The 18,382-nt window shown below is 72.5% G+C and carries 17 protein-coding genes; 5 read left to right on the top strand and 12 right to left on the bottom strand.

Annotation, left to right across the window (positions count from 1 at the left end):
• Positions 1-23: 23 nt before the first annotated feature.
• Positions 24-1,952, bottom strand: coding sequence for a hypothetical protein (locus tag NE235_RS23045; protein WP_252806341.1), 1,929 nt, complete (start codon positions 1,950-1,952; stop codon positions 24-26).
• A 140-nt stretch (positions 1,953-2,092) separates the two neighbouring features.
• Between NE235_RS23045 and NE235_RS23040 the strand changes: the two genes are divergently transcribed.
• Together NE235_RS23040 and NE235_RS23035 are read left to right on the top strand one after the other, a co-directional pair.
• Positions 2,093-2,566 (top strand): MarR family winged helix-turn-helix transcriptional regulator, encoded by a 474-nt coding sequence (locus NE235_RS23040; protein ID WP_252806339.1) that lies wholly within the window; start codon positions 2,093-2,095, stop codon positions 2,564-2,566.
• Positions 2,567-2,717: 151 nt separating this feature from the next.
• Positions 2,718-3,962, top strand: coding sequence for a cytochrome P450 (locus NE235_RS23035; RefSeq protein WP_252806337.1), 1,245 nt, complete (start codon positions 2,718-2,720; stop codon positions 3,960-3,962).
• A gap of 12 nt (positions 3,963-3,974) precedes the next feature.
• Here the strand turns inward: NE235_RS23035 and NE235_RS23030 are convergent, their stop codons facing one another.
• The 3 genes from NE235_RS23030 to NE235_RS23020 form a co-directional block, all read right to left on the bottom strand.
• Entirely contained in the window at positions 3,975-5,234 is a 1,260-nt protein-coding gene (locus NE235_RS23030; protein WP_252806335.1) for a cytochrome P450, read from the bottom strand.
• 83 nt (positions 5,235-5,317) lie between these two features.
• Positions 5,318-5,824, bottom strand: a complete 507-nt coding sequence (locus tag NE235_RS23025; RefSeq protein ID WP_252806333.1) for an NUDIX domain-containing protein — start codon at positions 5,822-5,824, stop codon at positions 5,318-5,320.
• Positions 5,825-6,053: 229 nt separating this feature from the next.
• Entirely contained in the window at positions 6,054-6,839 is a 786-nt protein-coding gene (locus tag NE235_RS23020; protein ID WP_252806331.1) for an enoyl-CoA hydratase-related protein, read from the bottom strand.
• A gap of 331 nt (positions 6,840-7,170) precedes the next feature.
• Between NE235_RS23020 and NE235_RS23015 the strand changes: the two genes are divergently transcribed.
• Together NE235_RS23015 and NE235_RS23010 are read left to right on the top strand one after the other, a co-directional pair.
• Positions 7,171-7,338: a DUF3117 domain-containing protein gene (locus tag NE235_RS23015; RefSeq protein WP_141954058.1), complete on the top strand. Its 168-nt coding sequence runs from the start codon at positions 7,171-7,173 to the stop codon at positions 7,336-7,338.
• A 122-nt stretch (positions 7,339-7,460) separates the two neighbouring features.
• On the top strand, positions 7,461-8,936 hold the full coding sequence (locus NE235_RS23010; protein WP_252806329.1) for a leucyl aminopeptidase: 1,476 nt from the start codon (positions 7,461-7,463) through the stop codon (positions 8,934-8,936).
• Positions 8,937-8,942: 6 nt separating this feature from the next.
• Here the strand turns inward: NE235_RS23010 and NE235_RS23005 are convergent, their stop codons facing one another.
• The 8 genes from NE235_RS23005 to NE235_RS22970 all read right to left on the bottom strand — a co-directional run bounded on the left by NE235_RS23005 (position 8,943) and on the right by NE235_RS22970 (position 17,647).
• Positions 8,943-9,737, bottom strand: a complete 795-nt coding sequence (locus NE235_RS23005) for a hypothetical protein (RefSeq protein ID WP_252806327.1) — start codon at positions 9,735-9,737, stop codon at positions 8,943-8,945.
• A 17-nt stretch (positions 9,738-9,754) separates the two neighbouring features.
• Entirely contained in the window at positions 9,755-10,489 is a 735-nt protein-coding gene (locus NE235_RS23000; protein ID WP_252806325.1) for a polysaccharide deacetylase family protein, read from the bottom strand.
• Positions 10,486-11,829 (bottom strand): polysaccharide deacetylase family protein, encoded by a 1,344-nt coding sequence (locus NE235_RS22995; protein ID WP_252806324.1) that lies wholly within the window; start codon positions 11,827-11,829, stop codon positions 10,486-10,488. Before NE235_RS22995 ends, NE235_RS23000 begins: the two co-directional genes overlap by 4 nt.
• Before the next feature lie 11 nt (positions 11,830-11,840).
• Positions 11,841-13,355: a polysaccharide deacetylase family protein gene (locus NE235_RS22990; protein ID WP_252806321.1), complete on the bottom strand. Its 1,515-nt coding sequence runs from the start codon at positions 13,353-13,355 to the stop codon at positions 11,841-11,843.
• Positions 13,348-14,694: a glycosyltransferase gene (locus NE235_RS22985; protein WP_252806319.1), complete on the bottom strand. Its 1,347-nt coding sequence runs from the start codon at positions 14,692-14,694 to the stop codon at positions 13,348-13,350. Before NE235_RS22985 ends, NE235_RS22990 begins: the two co-directional genes overlap by 8 nt.
• 98 nt (positions 14,695-14,792) lie before the next feature.
• The gene (locus NE235_RS22980; RefSeq protein ID WP_252806317.1) at positions 14,793-16,091 is read right to left on the bottom strand and encodes a nucleotide sugar dehydrogenase; all 1,299 of its coding nucleotides are present in this window, start codon (positions 16,089-16,091) and stop codon (positions 14,793-14,795) included.
• A gap of 310 nt (positions 16,092-16,401) precedes the next feature.
• A complete protein-coding gene (locus NE235_RS22975; protein ID WP_252806315.1) occupies positions 16,402-16,980 on the bottom strand; it encodes a hypothetical protein in 579 nt (192 codons plus the stop codon).
• A 13-nt stretch (positions 16,981-16,993) separates the two neighbouring features.
• Positions 16,994-17,647 (bottom strand): O-methyltransferase, encoded by a 654-nt coding sequence (locus NE235_RS22970; protein ID WP_252806313.1) that lies wholly within the window; start codon positions 17,645-17,647, stop codon positions 16,994-16,996.
• 106 nt (positions 17,648-17,753) lie between these two features.
• On the opposite strand from NE235_RS22970, the gene sigE reads away from it, so the two are divergent.
• Positions 17,754-18,380, top strand: coding sequence for an RNA polymerase sigma factor SigE (gene sigE / locus NE235_RS22965; RefSeq protein ID WP_252806311.1), 627 nt, complete (start codon positions 17,754-17,756; stop codon positions 18,378-18,380).
• Positions 18,381-18,382 lie beyond the last annotated feature (2 nt).

The following is an 18,382-nucleotide window of genomic DNA, read 5'->3' as shown; positions in this document are numbered from 1 at the left end:
AGCGCTCCATGCGGCGAGCCGCCTCAGTCGTCCTGGCGCCGCGGCGGGTCGGCGGCGGGCGTGTCCGCCGGTGCCGGATCCTCTGGCGCGGCGGCCGGGATCTCGTCGTCGCTCGTCCTCCGTCCCCCAGGAGCGGGCGGGGCCGGCGGCGGGAACGGGAACGCCGGGCCGGAGGGCGGTGGGAGGCCCGGGCCGCCGCCGTACGGCGGGGCCGGGACGGGCGGTCCCGCGGGCGGGGCGAAGCGGGACACGCCTGCGGGCGGGACGAACCGGGCCATGCCTCCGGCGTCCTCGTCCGGGCCGGTCGTGATGACGAGCCGGTCCAGGTAGAGGATCTGCAGCGCGGCGAGCGCGATGAGGGCCAGGACGACCACGACGACCGGCGTGGTGAGGCCGACGTTCGCGTTCACGCGGAACGTCTGCTGGATCTGGAGGATGAGCTCGATCGGCGCCGTCCGGGTGCCGGGACGGTCACCGGTCAGGAACGGCCACAGCAGGCCCTGCCCGCCGATCAGCGTGACGGCGCCGACGAGCAGGCCGGCCAGGGGCAGTGCCGGGACCACGACCGTCGCGAAGAACGCCGGTGCGGCCGGAGCGCCGGCGGCGCGCCGAGCCCGCCATCGTGCCGCGTGTCTCCGGCAGAAGAGCGTCAGGATGAGCAGCGCGGGGACGCTGACGAGGATCGGTGAGATCAGGGAGGGGAACTTCCCGAGGAGGTGGAGGTCTCGCTCGTTCTGGTAGTCGGCGACGGCGAGCGGGCCGATGCCCACGAACAGCCACGGGGCGGACGGCAGGAGGAGCCACTCGCTGCGGCGGCCGAGCGGGCGGAGGCCGCCGATGCCCAGTGCCGCCAGGAACGCGGCGCCGACGGAGACGAGGGCACCCAGCAGCGGCGGGAGCCAGGTGTTCAGGTACAGCCGGGCCGGGGACGCGGGGGCCCGGCCGCCGTACCCGCCGGAGAACAGCGCGGAGAGCCAGGGCCAGGAGGCCAGGACGGCGAAGATCAGGACGACCACCGCGGCCAGCAGTCCGAGCACCGCGCGGCCGGGGTCCGGTCGCCGGCCGGGTTCCGGTGCTCCGCGCGGGGGTGCCGGAGCGAGTTCGACGCCCAGGCCCGTCCTGATCGCGATGAGGGTCGCGGCGACGCCGAGGACCGCCAGGATCAGGCCGACGATGGTGGCCTGGGCGGAACCGACGCCCAGATCGCCCATGCGGAAGGTCAGGGTGTACTCCAGGCCGACGGGGGTGGTCGCGCGCCGCGCGCCGCCCAGCACCGTCGGGAAGGTGAACGCCTGCACGCACGTCGCGAGCACCGCGAGCGCGACGACCGACGCGACCGCGACCATGGCCGGGGCGGCCCGCCGTCCTTCGCGGCGGCCGCGCAGGACCGGCAGGAACACCAGCAGCGCGAGGCCGCACACCACGCCGAACGTCGCCGCGCCCGTGATCAGCGGGACGACGCCGAACGCCTTGCCGGGGCTGTCGATCCGGCCGAAGACCTTCGCGACGCCGCTCCCGCCGGCGCCGGTCTGTCCCATCTGCCAGGCGAGGGCGACGGCCGCCGGGGAGAACACGACGAGCGGCAGGGACAGCAGGACGCGGCCGGTCCTCCGTGGCCAGGTGCCAGCCTGGTCCAGGGCCGCGGCCAGGGCGGGGCCGATCAGTACGGCGACGATGACCGGGACGATGGCGAGCAGGACGCAGAAGCCGAGCGTGTGCCAGAAGTCGCCCTGCTTGAGCAGGGTGAGGTAATTGTCGAGGCCGGCGAAACCGTGGGATCGGCCGAAGAGCCGCGACTCCTGGAGGCTGCGCACGATCGTCTGGCCGGTCGGCACGACCAGGCAGACGATCGTCAGGAGAGCGGCGGGGAGGGCGAGCAGCAGTCCGATGCCGCCGTACCGGCCGGTGGCGGGTCGGCCTGTGACGGGTGGCGGCGGGGGGTGAGGGGCCATCGTCCGCTCCGCGTTCTTCAAGGCTGATTCGTCAGGTGGTCAGTGCAGACCGTAACGCGTCGGCATGTCGTTGTCTCCTATCGATCGCCATGAACTATGACCATCATGATGAATGTCCTCAAGAGCGTATGATCATCGGCATGGCGGACAAAAGCCACGAACTCGCGAAGAGTGGTCCGGTCACGCCGCCTGAGCTCCGCGCCGATACGGGCTACCTGCTGACCCGGCTCGGCGGCGAGTCGCGGCGGCGATGGGCGCGCATGCTGGCCGAGCACGGCATGACGCCGCATCACTACGGTGCCCTGATCACCTTGGAGAACGTGAAGGTCACGCACCAGCAGCACCTCGCCGAGCTGATCGGTGTGGATCCGCGCAACGCCGTCTCGGTGGTCGACCTCCTGGAGCGCAGGGGCCTGATAGAGCGGACGCGGGATCCCGCCGACCGGCGCCGTCACGCGATCAGGCTCACCGCGGAGGGCCACGCCACGTTCGAGACCCTGCGCCACGCGGGCGAGGCCATCGAGCGGGAGATGTTCGACGGGCTGACCGGCGATGAGCGGACCGCGCTGCACGCTCTGCTGCAGCGGTTGTTCGAGGTGACCGTCGATCGGTGACCGGCTCCGCGGAGCGTCACCGCGTTTTTGGCGAGTTCGCACCCGATTCTGCCCACTTGGGGGATCTTGATCGCGTAGTCTCCCGGACACCAGCCGTGATGTTCCGCCGGCGCGTGCCGCCGGCGGATCCTGACCTTCGCGGAAGAAGGCCATGACCGAACCTGTGCCCGCCGCCTCCGCCCCATCGGGCGGCTGTCCCGCCCACGCCGACGTCCTGCCGTTGTACGGGCCGAGGTTCCTGCGGAATCCCTCGGAGCTGTACCGCGAGATGCGGCAGGAGCACGGCCCGGTCGTTCCCGTCCTGCTCGAGGGGGATGTCCCCGCCTGGTTCGTGATCGGCTATCGGGAGGTCCATCACGTCCTGAGCCACCCGGAGGTCTTCGCCCGCGACTGCCGCCGCTGGAACCAGTGGGACGACATCCCGCCGGACTGGCCGTTGCGGCCCTTCGTCGGTTACCAGCCCTCCACGTTGTTCGCCGAAGGCGACGAGCACCGGCGCCGTGCCGGTGCCATCAGCAACGGCCTGTTCGCCGTCGACCAGTTCGACCTTCGGCTCCGGTCCGAGAGGATCGCGGACGACCTGATCGACGCGTTCGCCGGCCGGGGCGAGGCCGAACTCATGGCCGAGTACGCGCATCCGCTGCCGCTGCTCGCCCTCGCGGGGATCTTCGGCATGCCCGAGGAGGAGACCCCGGGTCTGCTGCGGGACATGATGACCACGGTCAACGGCGACGAGGGCGCGCTCGACGCCTACCAGGGCATCTGCGCGACCATGGAACGGCTGGTGGCGCACCGGCGCGAGCAGCCGGGCCCGGATTTCGTGACGCGCATGCTGAACGATCCGGCGAACCTGACGGAAGAAGAGCTCATCGCGGACCTCGTCCTGGTGATGACCGCCGCCCAGCAGCCGATGGCGTACTGGATCGGCAACACCATCCGGCTGATGCTGACCGACGACCGGTTCTCCCTGAACCTCGCGGGCGGCCGCCGCAGCGTCGGCCACGCGCTCAACGAGGTGCTGTGGGAGGACACGCCGACGCAGAACTACCTGGGCCGGTGGGCCGCCCGGCCCGTCCTCCTCGGCGGGCAGCAGATCGACGCCGGCGACCTGCTCGTCCTGGGGCTGGCGGCGGCCAACGGCGACCCGCGGGTACGGCCCGCCTCCGACACCCCCGCACTCGGCAACCAGGCGATGATGTCGTTCAGCTACGGCGAGCACCGGTGCACGTACCCGGCACCGGAGCTCGCCGAGGTGATCTGCCAGGCCGCCGTCGAGGTGCTCCTCGACCGGCTGCCGGACCTGCTGCTGGCGGTGGACCCGGAGGACCTGGAGTGGTCACCGTCCGTCTGGATGCGCGGCCTGGTCGGCCTGCCGGTCGGGTTCACCCCGGTGTAGGTCTCCAGGCGATCAGGCGGGAACGGCCGGGACCCCCACCGCGGGGGAGGCGCCGGCGGCCGCCGGCCGGAATGTCAGGGGCAGCGTCACGAGGCCTCGGGTGAACACCCCCTGCTCGGGTGGCGCCGCGCCGTCCCGGAACGCGATGTCGTCCATGGCGTCGAGCAACTGGTTCGCCGCCACCTCGACCTCCGTCTTGGCCAGCAGGGCGCCCACGCAGAAGTGACGCCCGAGCGCGAAGGCCAGGTGGTCGGCCGCCGCGGAGAACGCGGTCGACGCCGTCAGGTCGTCGCGGAAGACGTCGAACTCGTCCGGACGCGAGAAACGCCGCGGGTCGCGGTTCGCGGCGCCGACCGCGCAGACGACGGTGCCGCCGGCGGGCACGGTACCGCCGCTGAGGGTGACGTCCTCGGCCACCTGGCGGATCACCATGTGGACCGGCGGGGTGTAGCGGAGCGTCTCGGCGAACGCCTTCGGGATGAGCGTGCGGTCGCGGCGTACGGCGGCGAGCTGGTCGGGGTGGTCGAGGAGGTTGCGGAACAGCGCGGAGACGGCCCGGTCGGTGGTCTCGCCGCCCGCGGCGAGCAGCAGGCTGCAGAAGGCCCGGATGTCGTCGTCGGTCATCCTGGTGCTGTCGATCTCGGCGGCGCAGAGCGTCGACAGCAGGTCGTCCCCCGGGTTCGCCCGGCGCTCCTGGATGATCGGGATGAGGTACTCGCCGAGTTCGCGGCGGGTCCGCTCGCCGTCCGCCGCGACCTCCGGGTCGCCGGCCAGGTTCCCGAAGACGGCGATGATCGAGGTGTACCACCGGTGGAACCGGTCGTGGTCCGCCTTGTCGAGGCCGAGCATGTCGGCGATGACGTTGATGGGGAAACGCGTCGAGAAGTCCGCCACCAGGTCGACGGTTCCCCGGGTGGCGAATTGCTCGATGAGTTCGCGGGAGTTGCGCTCGATGACCGGCAGGAATCTCTCCTGGAGTTCATTTCCGCGGAACGCCGGTGCCACCAGCGCGCGGTGCACGGCGTGCTCCCGGCCGCTCATCTGCAGAATGGTCCGCCCGTGCACGGGCTCGAGTTGCCACGCGTAGTTGTCGGTGGTGAAGACGGGGTCCCGGAAGGCGCGCTGGACGTCCTCGTGGCGCGAGATGACGTAGCCGCCGCTCGACTCCTGCCTCATCAGCGGAAATTCTTCGAGCATCGTCCGGTAGTACGGGTACGGGTCCGCGGCGAATTCGGGCGACAGGATGTCGGGTACCGCTGACGGCGTTGCCAATGGACACTCCCTTGATCGACAGGCGTGCCGGTCAAGGGTATGTAAGGGACACTGTCAGGTCCACACCTCGTTCTCGCGGGCCGTCATCGCGCGACGTCCGCGTCAAGGGGCCTGGATCCGGCGAGGTACCGCGTCGTGCCGGCCGCGCGGGCCTGCAGGGCCGCGGGGAGGCGGGCGGCGGAGGCCGAGGAGAGCATGCCCACGCCCTCGTCGGGCGTCACGAACGCGTAGTCCACGAGCTCTTCCTCCTGCAGCCGGATCGGCACGTCCGCGTCGTACGTGCCGCAGTCGAACAGGAAGTACACGTTCGCGCGCGGGCGCTCGTCGTCGGCCGGCACCCAGTCGGAGACGAGCAGGCGTCCCGCGCTCACGCGCAGCCCGACCTCCTCCGAGACCTCGCGTTCGCAGCCGAGGTGCGGGGCCTCGTTGGTCTCGACCACGCCGCCGGGGAAGAGCCAGTAGGGGCGGTAGCTCGGCTTGACGAGCAGGACCCGTCCGGAGCTGTCGGTGATCAGCCCGCCCGCCGCGAGGTAGACGCTGGGCAGGGAGGCGTACCAGTCCTCGGTGGACAGCCATTCGCGTTCGGTCACGTGCCGAGGCTAAGGGGCGTTCGGCTCGCCGGGCGACCGGCACTCCGGCGTTCGCGCTGATCATCCCGGGGCGGGTCCGCACCCGCCGGAGCCGCGGAGGCGCCTCAGCGACCCGTACGGCGAGGCGCCTCAGCGACCTGTACGGCGAGGCGCCTGAGCGACCTGTACGGCGAGGCGCCTGAGCGACCTGTACGGCGAGGCGCCTCAGCGGCCGGTGCGCCGAGGCGGCTCAGCGGCCTTCGAAGACGGGTTCCTCCTTCTTCAGGAAGGCCTTGGTGGCGGCCGCGTGGTCGGCGGTCGCGGCGCAGGCGTCCTGCAGCTCCGCCTCCTTGGCGAGCGCCCCGGCCAGGTCGGAGGTGGCCGCGTGGTCCAGGGCGGCCTTCACCGCGCCGTACGCGACCGTGGGCCCGGCGGCGAGCCGCCGGGCGAGTTCGCGCGCCTCCGCGTCGAGCCGGTCGGCGGGCACGACGCGGTTGACGAGGCCGAGTTCCAGGGCCTCGGGCGCGCGGAGCGGCTCGGCGAGCAGCAGCAGCTCCGTGGCCTTGGCCCGGCCGACGAGGCGCTGCAGCGTCCACGACAGGCCGCTGTCGGGGGCCAGCCCGATCCGGGTGAACGCCGTCGCGAACGACGCCTTCTCCGACGCGATGCGGAGGTCGCAGGCCAGGGCGAAGGAGAGGCCCGCGCCCGCCGCGACGCCGTTGATCGCGGCGATCACCGGCTTGGGCATGGCGGCGAGGGCCAGGACGATCGGGTTGTAGTGGCCGGCGATCGCGCCGGCCAGGCCGCGGCCCGCCTCCAGGTTGGCGGCGTGCTCCCGCAGGTCCTGCCCGGCGCTGAAGGCACGGCCGCTACCGGTCAGGATCACCGCGCGTACGGCGGAGTCGTCGCGGGCCCGTTCCACCGCCGCGCGCAACGCCTCCTTGGTCTCCGTGGTCAGCGAGTTCATCGCGTCCGGGCGGTTCAGGCCGATGGTCGCGACCCCGTCCGCGAGGTCGTACAGCACGCTCTCCGACACGTTCAGGCTCCTTTGCCCTGGTTCGGTCCGTCCGATCCTCCAGGGCAACCTTCGGCGAACCCGGAGGCCGGGGGCAAGAGCCGCGCCGCCGCACGAGAGAGAAAATGGACGGTGGAGGGGGGGGACGACCGGCCCGGGAACCGGGAGCGCCGGACACCACCGGGACGGCCCGTTGCCAGGTCTCAGCATGATCTCGAAGCTGATCGTTACCACTTAGCGCCCGGAAAACGGGATAATGGACCACCACCAGTTGACTTGATGCGGCAGACGGGTCAGCGGCCAAAGAAGCCCGGCGGCCCCACGCGGCCCTAGGCAGGAAGGGGATGCACGCATGGCGGCGATGAAGCCGCGGACAGGCGATGGTCCGCTCGAAGTTACCAAGGAGGGGCGCGGAATCGTCATGCGTGTCCCGCTGGAAGGCGGCGGGCGGCTCGTTGTCGAACTGTCGGCGGATGAGGCAGGCGAGCTCGGGGACGCGCTGAAGGGCGTCGTGGGCTGACCCGACGTCACCCCGATCATTGAGATTCCGCGAGGGCCCCGGCGTTCGTCCGCCGGGGCCTCGCTGTCCGTACGGGACCGTCCCCCGCGCCTCGTACGGGGCTGTTCCCGAAGGAGAGGCCCTTGCCGGTTCCCACCCAGCTTCGCACCGTCCACGGCACGATCCGGGACATCGCCACGACCGCCGAGGTCATCGCGGTGCCGGTCCGGTCCGGTCCCGAGATCGACCCGTTCTACGCCGACGAGGTGGCCGGTGTGTTCCCGCTGGGCGCGGCCGACCTGCTCGCCCACGAGGAGGCGAAGGGCGGTCCGGGAGAGCTCGTCGGCGCTCCGTGCCGGCTGGGTGACGGCCTCACCGACCTGCTGCTGTACGGCGTCGGGGACGGCTCCCCGTCGGCACTGCGCCGGGCGGGCGCGGCCGTCGCGAGACGCGGGCGGGGCCACGCGAACGTCGCCGTCGCCGTGCCGTCCGGCGCCGGCGACGAGGGGCTCGCGGCGTTCGCGGAGGGCCTGCTGCTGGCCTCCTACGACTTCCGCGTCGGCGGCCCGCCGAAGAGGCCGGCCGCGGAGACCATCACCCTGCTCATCGAGGTCGAGCGCGCGGCCGGTGCCGCCGTCGAACACGGCGCCGTCGTCGCCCGCGCCGTGGCGGCCGCCCGCGACCTGGTCAACACGCCGTCGCTGGAGAAGACCCCGCGATGGCTGGCCGAGCAGGCCGGGCGGCTCGCCGCCGACTCTGGGCTGACCGTCCGCGTCCGCGACGAGGAGGAACTGCGCGCCGGGGGCTTCGGCGGAATCGTGGCCGTCGGCTCCGGGTCGGCGCGCCCGCCGCGCCTGATCGAGCTGGCGTACGAACCGGAGACGGGCCCGGCCGACCGGCACGTCGTGCTCGTCGGCAAGGGCATCACGTTCGACTCCGGCGGCCTGTCGCTGAAGCCGAACGCGAGCATGCAGGCCATGAAGACCGACATGGCGGGCGGCGCGGCCGTCATCGGCGTGATGACCGCGCTGCGGGCGCTGCGCGTGCCGGTCCGGGTCACCGGGCTGATCGCGGCGGCCGAGAACCTCCCGTCCGGATCCGCGATGCGCCCCGGGGACGTCATCCGGCACTACGGCGGCATCACCTCGGAGGTCCTCAACACCGACGCGGAGGGGCGCCTCGTCCTGGCCGACGCCCTCGCCTACGCCGACGCCGAACTCGACCCGGACGTCCTGGTGGACGTCGCCACGCTCACCGGAGCGGCCAAGGTCGCGCTCGGCCAGCGGTACGCCGCGCTGTACGCGACCGAGGACGCCCTCGCCGCCGCGCTGCTCGGCGCCGGAGCCGGAGCCGGGGAGCCGCTGTGGCGCATGCCGCTCACCGACGACTACCGCCAGGCCCTCGACTCCGACGTCGCGGACCTCGCGAACGCCGGGCGCGGCGGCTTCCGCGCGGGCTCGATCGTCGCGGCGCTGTTCCTGCGGGAGTTCACCGGCCGGCGTGCGTGGGCGCACCTCGACATCGCCGGGCCGGCCCGCGCCGGCTCCGATGACGCCGAGGTCACCCGCGGCGGGACCGGCTACGGCGTCCGCCTCTTGCTGCGCTGGCTGCGCCCCTGAGACGGGTCAGGTCCGGGTGACGCGGAAGCCGGTGAACTCGAAGTCGCAGTTGTCCCCGCGCAGGCCGACCGCGCCGGGGTTCAGGATCGCGGCTCCCTCGGTGCCGTCGTCGGTCGCCGACAGCACCTCGCGGCCGTCCCGCGTGACCGTGATCGTCACCAGTCCGCCGCCGGACGTCCCGATCCGGACGCGGAACACCTGCCAGCGGCCGTACGGCACGGCGTAGCGGGCCTGACCCAGCGTGTAGTACGTGCCGCCGTTGGCGTTGCCGCCGGGCAGCTTCTTCTTGACCACCATGAGGCCGTCCCGGCGGTTCAGCGAGACCACGTACAGCTTCTCCGGGCTCTGCCAGCGCAGGAAGACGTGCACGCCGTCGATCTCCGACGCGGCCGCCCGCCCGGCGGTGGTCAGGCCCAGGTTCCGCAGCCGCAGGGACACCGCCACGTTCTCGAAGTCCCGGCGGCGCGTGGTCATCCGGAACACGCTCGATCCCGTGCCCCGGGTCGAGCCCGCGTCCGGGGCGGAGGCGTCCGGAACCCCCGACCAGGCGACGCCCCGGTGGACGAACAGCGAGCCGCTGCTGACGTCCCAGTCCCGGGAGAGGCGGGTGCCGGGCGTCTGCGGGTTCCAGTGCGCGAACTCGTTCGTGACGAGCCGGTCCGGGCCGGACAGCCGCGGCGCGAACATCGCCGGGCGCGGCCGGGCCCGTACCGCCCAGCCGCCCGCGGCGAGCACCGCGACCACGGCGAGGACCAGCGCGGTCCGGACCCCGGTCCGGCTCCGCCCGTTCTGCCGATGCATCGACGCGTCCTTCCCGGTCAGTCGGTGGCGAGGGCGGTGCAGAACCCGCGGGCCCGCAGCCCGCGGATCACCGTGGGCAGCGCCTGGACGGTGGCGGCGGACTGGCGGACGCCGTCGTGCATGAGCACGACGGAACCCGGCACCACCTGGTCGAGGACGGACGCGGCGATGTCACCCGGCTCGCGGCCCCGCCAGTCGTCGGTGTCGATCGACCAGCGGATCACCCGCAGCCCGATGAGCTTCGCCTCCCCGTCGACCGTGGTGTTCGTGTTGCCGAACGGCGGGCGGAACAGTGTCGGAGCCGGCGCGCCCGCCGCCGTGACCGCCCGCTGCGTCGCGGTCAGCTGCCAGTCGATCTGCGCCTGGTCGAGGTCGGCCATGTGCGGGTGGTTCCAGCTGTGGTTCTCCACCAGGTGACCGTCCGCCACCTCCGCCCTGATCTGTTCCGGCCGGGCGGCCGCCTTCTGGCCCATGACGAAGAAGGTCGCCCGTACTCCGTACGCGCGCAGGACCTTCAGGATCTGCGGCGTGTAGATGTCCGGGCCGTCGTCGAAGGTCAGCGCGACCCGGCCGCGCGTGCAGTGGTTGTCGGTCCGCGCGGCCTGCAGCATCGCGTTGGTGACGACGGTGCGGGCCTTCTCGGTGTCGGCCTTGCCCGGCGGGGACAGCACGTCGACCGCGAGGCCGGCCACGAGCGCCAGCAGCCCGAATCCCAGGCTCAGCTCCGCGAGCACTCTTCTGTTCGTGGTCATGGGTTCGCCGGGTCGGTGATGTCGTAGTCGTCGGTGTAGATGGTGCCGACGCCCGCGAGGGAGACGCCGACGGACAGGCCGGTCGCGCCGGCGGGGACGGCCGGGGTCGTGAAGGCGGGGGTCTTCGTCCAGGTGCCCGTCGCGGGCAGGGCCGGGCCGCTCGTCCAGTACGCCCAGGTGCCCGCGCTCGTCCGGTAGTACAGCGTCAGCTTGACCTGCACGTCCGGTGCCCAGCTGCCCTTGTACCAGGCGGAGGCGTTGTAGACGTGGCCCGGCGTCGCGACGGGGGCGCAGGTGTTCGCGTCCTGTTTGGTGACGAGCTTGCGGTCCCCGCTGGACAGCGCCGTGACGTCGAGCTGCTGGGAGTACGAGCCGGTGTGCGCGTCGGTGGACCGGGTCCAGGTGTAGGTGTTCGTGCCGTACCCGCCGTACTGGAAGCAGGCCGGCAGCCCGTTCGAGGCCGACTCCAGCGAGGGGTTCTGCACGAGGTTGCCGTGGGTCGGCGGGTTCAGCGGCGGGCCGTTGACGGGCGGCTGCTGCGCGCCGCCGATCACCTGGTCGACCGTCTTGACCGTCGTGCCGATCAGCGAACGGGGGGCGAGCCAGTCGAGGAAGTCCGAGAGCGTGCTGGGGCTGACCGAGTAGGTGTCCGTGCAGGCGTCGCAGACGTGGTGGAAGACGAGCTGCACCCAGCCGCCGCCGTGCCGTTCGGCGTTCGTGACCAGGCTCTTCAGCGCGGACAGGCTCGTGTCGGCCTTGATCGAGTCGGGTGTCTGCATGTTGTACTTGTCGGCCGGCGGGATGGTCTCGGCGTAGCCGCAGCCGTCGCAGGAGCCGGGCGACACGACGCCGCCGACGGAGCGGGCGCTGTTGTAGCCGCAGTCGCGGGCGATCTGCTCGGCGGCGTCGTTCTCCGAGCCGTACGGGTAGGCGAAGTTCTTGACCGCGAACCCCCAGCCGAGCAGGGTCACCCGGTCGTTGCAGACCTCGCGCTCGGCGTCGTCGGAGGACAGGGTGGTCAGGTCGGCGTGGTCGACGGTGTGGCCGCCGATCTCGTCGCCGTCGGAGGCGAGGGCCGCGATGTCGGCCTGCGTCATGTAGTTCGTGAGGTTCGTCTGCCCGCTGTTGATGTAGAAGGTCCCGTGCATGTGGTGGGCCTGCAGGAGCGGGCGGGCGTTGGTGAACTGGTCCTTGACGCCGTCGTCGAAGCCGAGGGTGACGACGGTGCCGATCGCGGCGTGGGCGGTGCCGCCGCTCACGCCGGGCACGGCGAGCGCCGCGCACAGCAGGGCGAACAGCGCCGCGAGGCGCGCCGCCGCCGGGGGAGGGGTGTGGTGCATCGGTCCTTCTCTCATCTCTTGCGCCGGGTGTCCGGGGTCAGGGTCGGACGGGAGTAGACGACGGTCCGGCGGCCGCCTTCGGCGGCGATGCCGAACTTGGTCCCGCCTTCGTGGAGGCGCCGGTCGAAGGCCGCCCGCAGCCGGCGCCCGTCGACGGAGACGTCCGCGGTGTCGCGGTGCACCCGGATGAGCACGGTCCTCCCGGCGCGGCTCGCCGGGAGGACGGCTCTGGCGAGCACGACCCGTGCCGCGTCGCCGACCTGCTCGCGGACGACGATCGAGCCCTCACCGACGACGACCTCGAGCCGGCCGCGGTGGCCCGCGCCCGCGCCGTCCCGTACGGCGATCACGGCGGCGGCGTGGCGGTTCACGCCGGTGATGCGGGTGCGCACCGTGTAGTCCACCCACTGGCTGGTGTTGACCTCGCCGAGCAGGCAGGTGCCGTAGCCGTCGCTGCGCACGGAGAGGACGCCGGGCCGGTGGGCGCAGTCGGCCAGGTCGCCGATCCAGGACAGGGCGGCCAGGTCGTGCGGCGGCGCGACCGGTACCGCCCCGCGAACCATCTCCAGCAGGTCCGAGACCGACGTCGTCGCACGGACGCCGATGCGGTCCAGCGTCCAGCGGGGCGACTGTGCGCTGACCGCGTTGACGTGCTCCGTCGGGACGTTCTCGCCGACGAAGGCGACGCCGAACCCGGCGTCGCGCAGCAGGCCGGGCAGTTCCCGCGCCAGCGCGGGGGCGTCGCCCATGCCGCCGGTGTCGCCGAAGGGGTACGAGAACGCGCTCGCGGGCCGTCCGAAGGCGCGCCGGAAGAACTTCTGGCTCCTGGCCAGGTCGGCGCGCACCCGGGACCGCCACGCCTCCGGCGACTCCTGCCTCCCGTGGACGAGGATCCGGTTGACGAGCGCCGGGGCCAGGTCGCCCGGCACCGGCACCTGCTCGTGCAGCGCGTGCGTGTGCGAGCCGAACTCCCAGCGGCCGGTCGCGCGCAGCGCCCGCAGTTGCCGGGTCGACAGGTAGTACGACGGTGTTCCGGCGGCCACCATCTTCGAGGTCGTGAGGAAGGCGGCCGCGGTGAAGTGGTAGCGCTCCAGCACCGGGTCGACCGTCGTCCAGTCGCTCAGCGTCCCGTCGTCGAACGTCAGCAGCAGCGCCTTCGGCGGCAGCCGTACGGGCTGGTGCGCGATGAGCCGTTCGACGTCGGCGAGCCGGACCGTGCGGTAGCCCGCGGCGGCCAGCGCGGCCAGGTGCTCGCCGAACAGCCGCCGGGTCAGCGTGCTGCCGGCGTGGTCGGCGTCGGACACCGCGTGGTACGTCAGCACGACCACCGAGCCGGGGTAGCCGGGCAGGCCGGCGGCGGTCCGCGCGGTCACCGCGTCGAGGTGGACCGGCGGCGGGGCCTGCCGCGGCGGGTCGAACGGCCGGCTCATCGCGACCCACACGACGAGCACGAGGGCGAGGGCGCCGACGAACAGCGTGCCGTTGACGACGGCGCCCACTCGTCCGAGCCGGGTCGGCTCAGCCATCCTGCACCGTCCGCGGGGACGGGGTGATCCGGTACGCCGGGGGCCGCCGCCGGTCGACGGAACGGGTGCCCCATTTCCCGTCGCGAATGCGGGCGATCGCCCACAACAACTGTGGGGAGAAGGTGATGTAGAAGAACGTTCCGATGAAGGCGTAGAGCCACAGGCCGTCATTGCGCAACAGCCGGTAGACGAACGCGTACGCCATCGAGACGAGATACAGGCCGAGGAAATAGATCAGCGGCGAGTGCCCCTCCACGACGGCCCGGATGACCGTGAGGAAGATGACGATGGGGCTGAGCAGCCCGGCGCACGTCTGCACGGCGACCGACGGCAGCGCGCGGGTACGGCTCCGCCAGACGTGCGACAGCAGGAGCGGCCCCTCCCGGCTCCAGGACTTCTTCCAGCGCAGCTGCTGCCGGAAGAACTTCCGGTAGGCGTCCGGGACGTCGGTCCACGCCTCGGCGCGCGCGTCGTACCGCGTGATCCAGCCGGACTTGATGATCCGGTTGGTCAGCGCCCGGTCGTCGCCGTACGTGCACTCCACGCCGAGGAACCGCTGGTGCTCCCAGGCGTCGAGCAGCGGTTCGACGGCCGCGCGGCGGTAGGCGGCGAAGCAGCCGGAGCAGCAGGTCACCGCGCCCAGGACGGACTCGGCGCTCTTGAGGAGCTGGAACGAGACGTAGTACCGCGCGGCCTGCATGCGCGTGAGCGTGTTCGCGTCGGCGTTGCGCGCGTAGGTGAGGCCGGAGATCGCGCCGACCTTCGGGTCGGCGAAGCCCTGGACGAGCCTGCGGACGGCGTTCGGCGCCGGCATGGAGTCCGAGTCGACGAAGACGAGGATCTCCGCCGACGTCGCGCGGATCCCGGCGGCCATGGCCGCGCGCTTGCCCTGGTTGCTCCCGAGGTCGACGCACCGCACCGATCCCGGGGGATGGGCGGCGGCCGCGCGCACCATGTGCTCCCACGTGTCGTCGCTGGACCCGTCGTTGACGACGACCAGTTCCAGCCGGTCGCGCGGGTAGTCCAGCGCCATGCAGGAGTCGATCGTGCGGACCACCGCCTCGCCCTCGTTGAAGGCGGGAACGATGATCGCGACCGTGGGCGTGATCCCCGCGTCGCGCGGCGGCCGGTAGAACGCCGCCAGCAGGAACCGGCTCAGCACGTAGCCGCTGACCGCGATCGTGTACGTCGGGGTGAACGGGTCACCGCGCAGGAACGCGACCTTGATCCCGACGTGCCAGGCGATGACCAGGCAGATGACCGTGACGCCGGCGAACGCCCCGAAGGACGCGAGCCGCCCGGGCCGGGCTCGGTCCCCCGGAAGGGGTGGCGTGCTCACGAAGAGTCTCCTCGTGCTCGATGGGCATGACGGGGCGGGACGGCGCCGTGCTCGGGCTCGGCGCCGCCGCCGCCCTTCGACGCGGCGGGGGGCGGGTGTCAGAGGGGGACGCGGTGGCCGGCGCCGGTGAGGCGGTACGTCGCGTCCAGGACGAGCTGGTCCTCGGGTAGCCAGGACAGGTCCAGGGCCCGGTGCGTGGTGTGCGCGATGACGAGGTCGGCCTCGCCGCCGGGCGGGTCCACGCTGCCGAGGACGCGCCCCTCCGGCAGCCGGATCTCCGGTACGAGGGGGTCGTGGTAGGCGACCTGGGCACCGGCGGCCAGCAGGCCCTCGATGATCTCCAGGGCGGGGGACTCGCGGACGTCCTCGACGTCCGGCTTGTAGCTCACGCCGAGCAGGAGGATCCGCGCGCCGGCCAGGCCCAGCCCGGCCTCGGACAGGACCTCGCGGACGCGGTCGACGACCCGCCGGGGACGCTCGGCGATCGCGGACATGGCCTGGCTGACGACGGGGGTCGGGAGCCGCGTCTTGCGCAGCTGCCAGAGCAGGTAGTGGGGGTCGCAGGGGATGCAGTGCCCGCCGGCCCCCGGCCCCGGGAAGAACGGCATGAAGCCGTACGGCTTGGTCGCCGCCGCGGTGATGACCTCCATGACGTCCAGGCCGAGGGTCCGGCTGATCTCCGCGACCTCGTTGGCCAGGGCGATGTTGACGGCCCGGAACGTGTTCTCGAACAGTTTGGTCATCTCGGCGGCGCCCGCGGAGGACACCTCGTGCAGGTTGCCGGTGCAGTGGGCGAGGACCTTGACCGCCTCGGCCGTGCACTGCGGGGTGGCCCCGCCGACGACCCGGGGGACGACCTCGTGGGCGTACCGGTCGTTGCCGGGGTCGATCCGCTCCGGGCTGAAGGCGACGAAGACGTCCCGGCCCACCTGGAGCCCGCGCCGCCGCAGCGGCCCGGCGAGCAGGTCGTCCGTGCAGCCGACGTAGCTGGTGGAGGTGAGGATGACGACCTGCCCGGGCACCGCGTGCAGGACCGCGGACGCGCAGGCCCGGTCCAGCGCGGACAGGTCCGGGGTCAGGTGGGCGGTGACCGGCGTCGGCACGCAGATCACCACGGCGCGGGCCCAGGAGGCGTACGAGGGGTCGGTGACGAGGGAGAAGGCGTTGTCGTCCAGCGCCGTCGCCAGACGGGCGTGGTCGGAAGCCAGCAGGTCGACGCGGCGCTCCCGGATCCTGGCGAGGCGTTCGGGGCTCGCGTCGATGCCCAGCACCCGGGCGCCGGCGGCGTGGAAGGCCAGGGCGGTCGGCAGTCCGACGTAGCCGAGCCCGACGATGGCGACGTCGTACGCGCCGGACGCCGGAGCGGGGGCGTCGAGGCCGGGCGCGGTGGCGGTCATGAGACCTCCTTCGTCGGCCTCATGACCAGGGTGCGGTGCTTACTGATGCCCTCGCTCCGCTCGGTCATGAGACCTCCCGCGCTTGCGGGAGAAAAGCCGCAAAATGCAACGTTCTTCTGGTGTCCATCTTCGGCCTTACTGTCGGGGGGATTGCCGAAAGGGCAGCAGAAAGCATGTTGTCGTGGTCTTTCCTCGCAGGAACCCTGCAAAGGGGTGAGCTGCCTACGTCGCGCGCGGGGGTGGTATGTCGCCGCTTGTTAGCTAAAGCAGCTTAATTAATGGCAAAACAGGAAAAACAGTGCCGGAATTCTCAGGACGACCTGGCGTCCACGACGGGGACGCCGCCGAGCCGGCGGACCTCATCCAGGACCGCCTCCAGCGGAACCGTCGCGCGCGGCGGCAACGCCGCCGACCAGTGCAGCGTCGCGGTTCCGGGCACGTCCTCCAGGCGCAGCGCCAGCAACTCCACGCCCGGCTCGGCCCCCGACTCCGCCGCCCGCGCCGCGACGGGAAGGAAGGCGACACGCGGCAACGAGCGCGTCCGCCCGCGCGGAAGCGTCTCGTTCCAGACCACCACCGAGGCCACCTCCGGCCAGGAGAGCCGGCGGTCCCGGCCACGCGACCACGGCCAGGCCGCCGGCAGGCACACCCCGCGCTCGTCCACCTCCAGCACCGGCCGCCCGCTGACCGTCCGCCCGGCGATCGCCATGAGACGGGCGCCGAACAGCGCGATCCCCGCCACGCCGACGAGCAGGGCCACGACACCGCCCACGGCGGGCAGGTCCAGCGCGCCACTGACGGCGAACGCCACGGCCACCAGGAGGAGCACCAGCGTCCCGCAGGCCGAGACCACCCCCTGCCCCGAGACCCGCGCCCGTACCGCGATCACAGGAGGGAGGAGCTCACCGGCTCTTGACGGCGACGAGGAGACCGTCTCCGATCGGCAGGAGCAGCGGGACGAGACGGTCGTCGTCGCGGACCATGCGGCCGAGGTTGCGGATCGCCACCGTGTCGGAATCCCGGTTCGCCGGGTCGGCGACCCGGTCGTGCCACAGCGCGTTGTCGAACGCGACGACGCCGCCGGGCCGCAGCAGCCGCACCGCCTCGCCGAGATAGTCGGGGTACTCCTGCTTGACCGCGTCGCAGAACACCATGTCGTACGCGCCGTCCGTGAGACGCGGCAGCACGTCCAGGGCGCGGCCCGCGATCATACGGGCCCGTGAGGTCGGGAACCCGGCGGCGGCGTACGCCTCGCGGGCCAGCCGCTGGTTCTCCGGCTCGACGTCCACACTCGTGAGCACGCCGTCGGAACGCATCCCGCGCAGCAGCCAGATGCCGGACACGCCACAGCCGGAGCCGATCTCCACGACCGTGCGCGCGCTGATCGCGGCGGCGAGGAACCGCAGGGCCGCGCCGCCCGCCGCGCCGATCGGGGTGGCCCCGACGTCGATGCCGCGCTGCCGGGCCTCGCGCAGCGGCTCGTCCTCCGGGAGGTATTGCTCCACGTAGGCCAGGGTGGCCTTCACCGCGTCGATGACTTCCTCCTTGGGACGCATGAGCCTGCACGGCAAACACTAGTACGGAGGGGGAACTCCGCCGCGTACCGTCACGTTCTTCAGAGGGCGTGGCTACCGCTAGGCGGGAAGGAAGAAACGGGGCAGTATGTCGGTGGCAGAACTCGTACGTGAAAGGGGAGTGTCGGTGCACGACCCCGGCATCGCCTGGACTCCTCCGACGTGGGACGAGATCGTGCGGGAGCACTCCGCGCGCGTCTACCGACTGGCCTTCCGGCTCACCGGCAACCCCCACGACGCCGAGGACCTCACCCAGGAGGTCTTCGTCCGGGTCTTCCGTTCCCTGGCCAACTACCAGCCCGGCACGTTCGAGGGCTGGCTGCACCGGATCACCACGAACCTCTTCCTCGACCAGGCGCGGCGGCGCCAGCGCATCCGGTTCGAGGGGCTGGCCGACGACGCGGCCGAGCGCCTGCACGGGCCGGAGCCCAGCCCCGCCCAGGCGTACTTCGACAAGAAGCTCGACGCCGACGTCCAGGCGGCCCTCGACGCGCTCGCGCCCGACTACCGCGCCGCCGTGGTCCTGTGCGACATCGAGGGCCTGTCGTACGAGGAGATCGCCGCGACCCTCGGCGTGAAGATCGGCACCGTCCGCAGCCGGATCCACCGCGGCCGCGCCCAGTTGCGCGCGGCGCTGGAGCACCGCGGCCCGCGCCGCGCCGCCGCCTCCTCCGGGCCGTCCGGCCTGGAGCCGCCGGCCGAGGAGGCCTCATGAGC

This window comes from Actinoallomurus spadix (genome assembly GCF_024055725.1).
In the GTDB taxonomy this organism is placed as follows: Bacteria; Actinomycetota; Actinomycetes; order Streptosporangiales; family Streptosporangiaceae; genus Actinoallomurus; species Actinoallomurus spadix.
The sequence above is the reverse complement of the archived record's forward strand: the minus strand, read 5'-3'. Positions and strand labels throughout refer to the sequence as shown.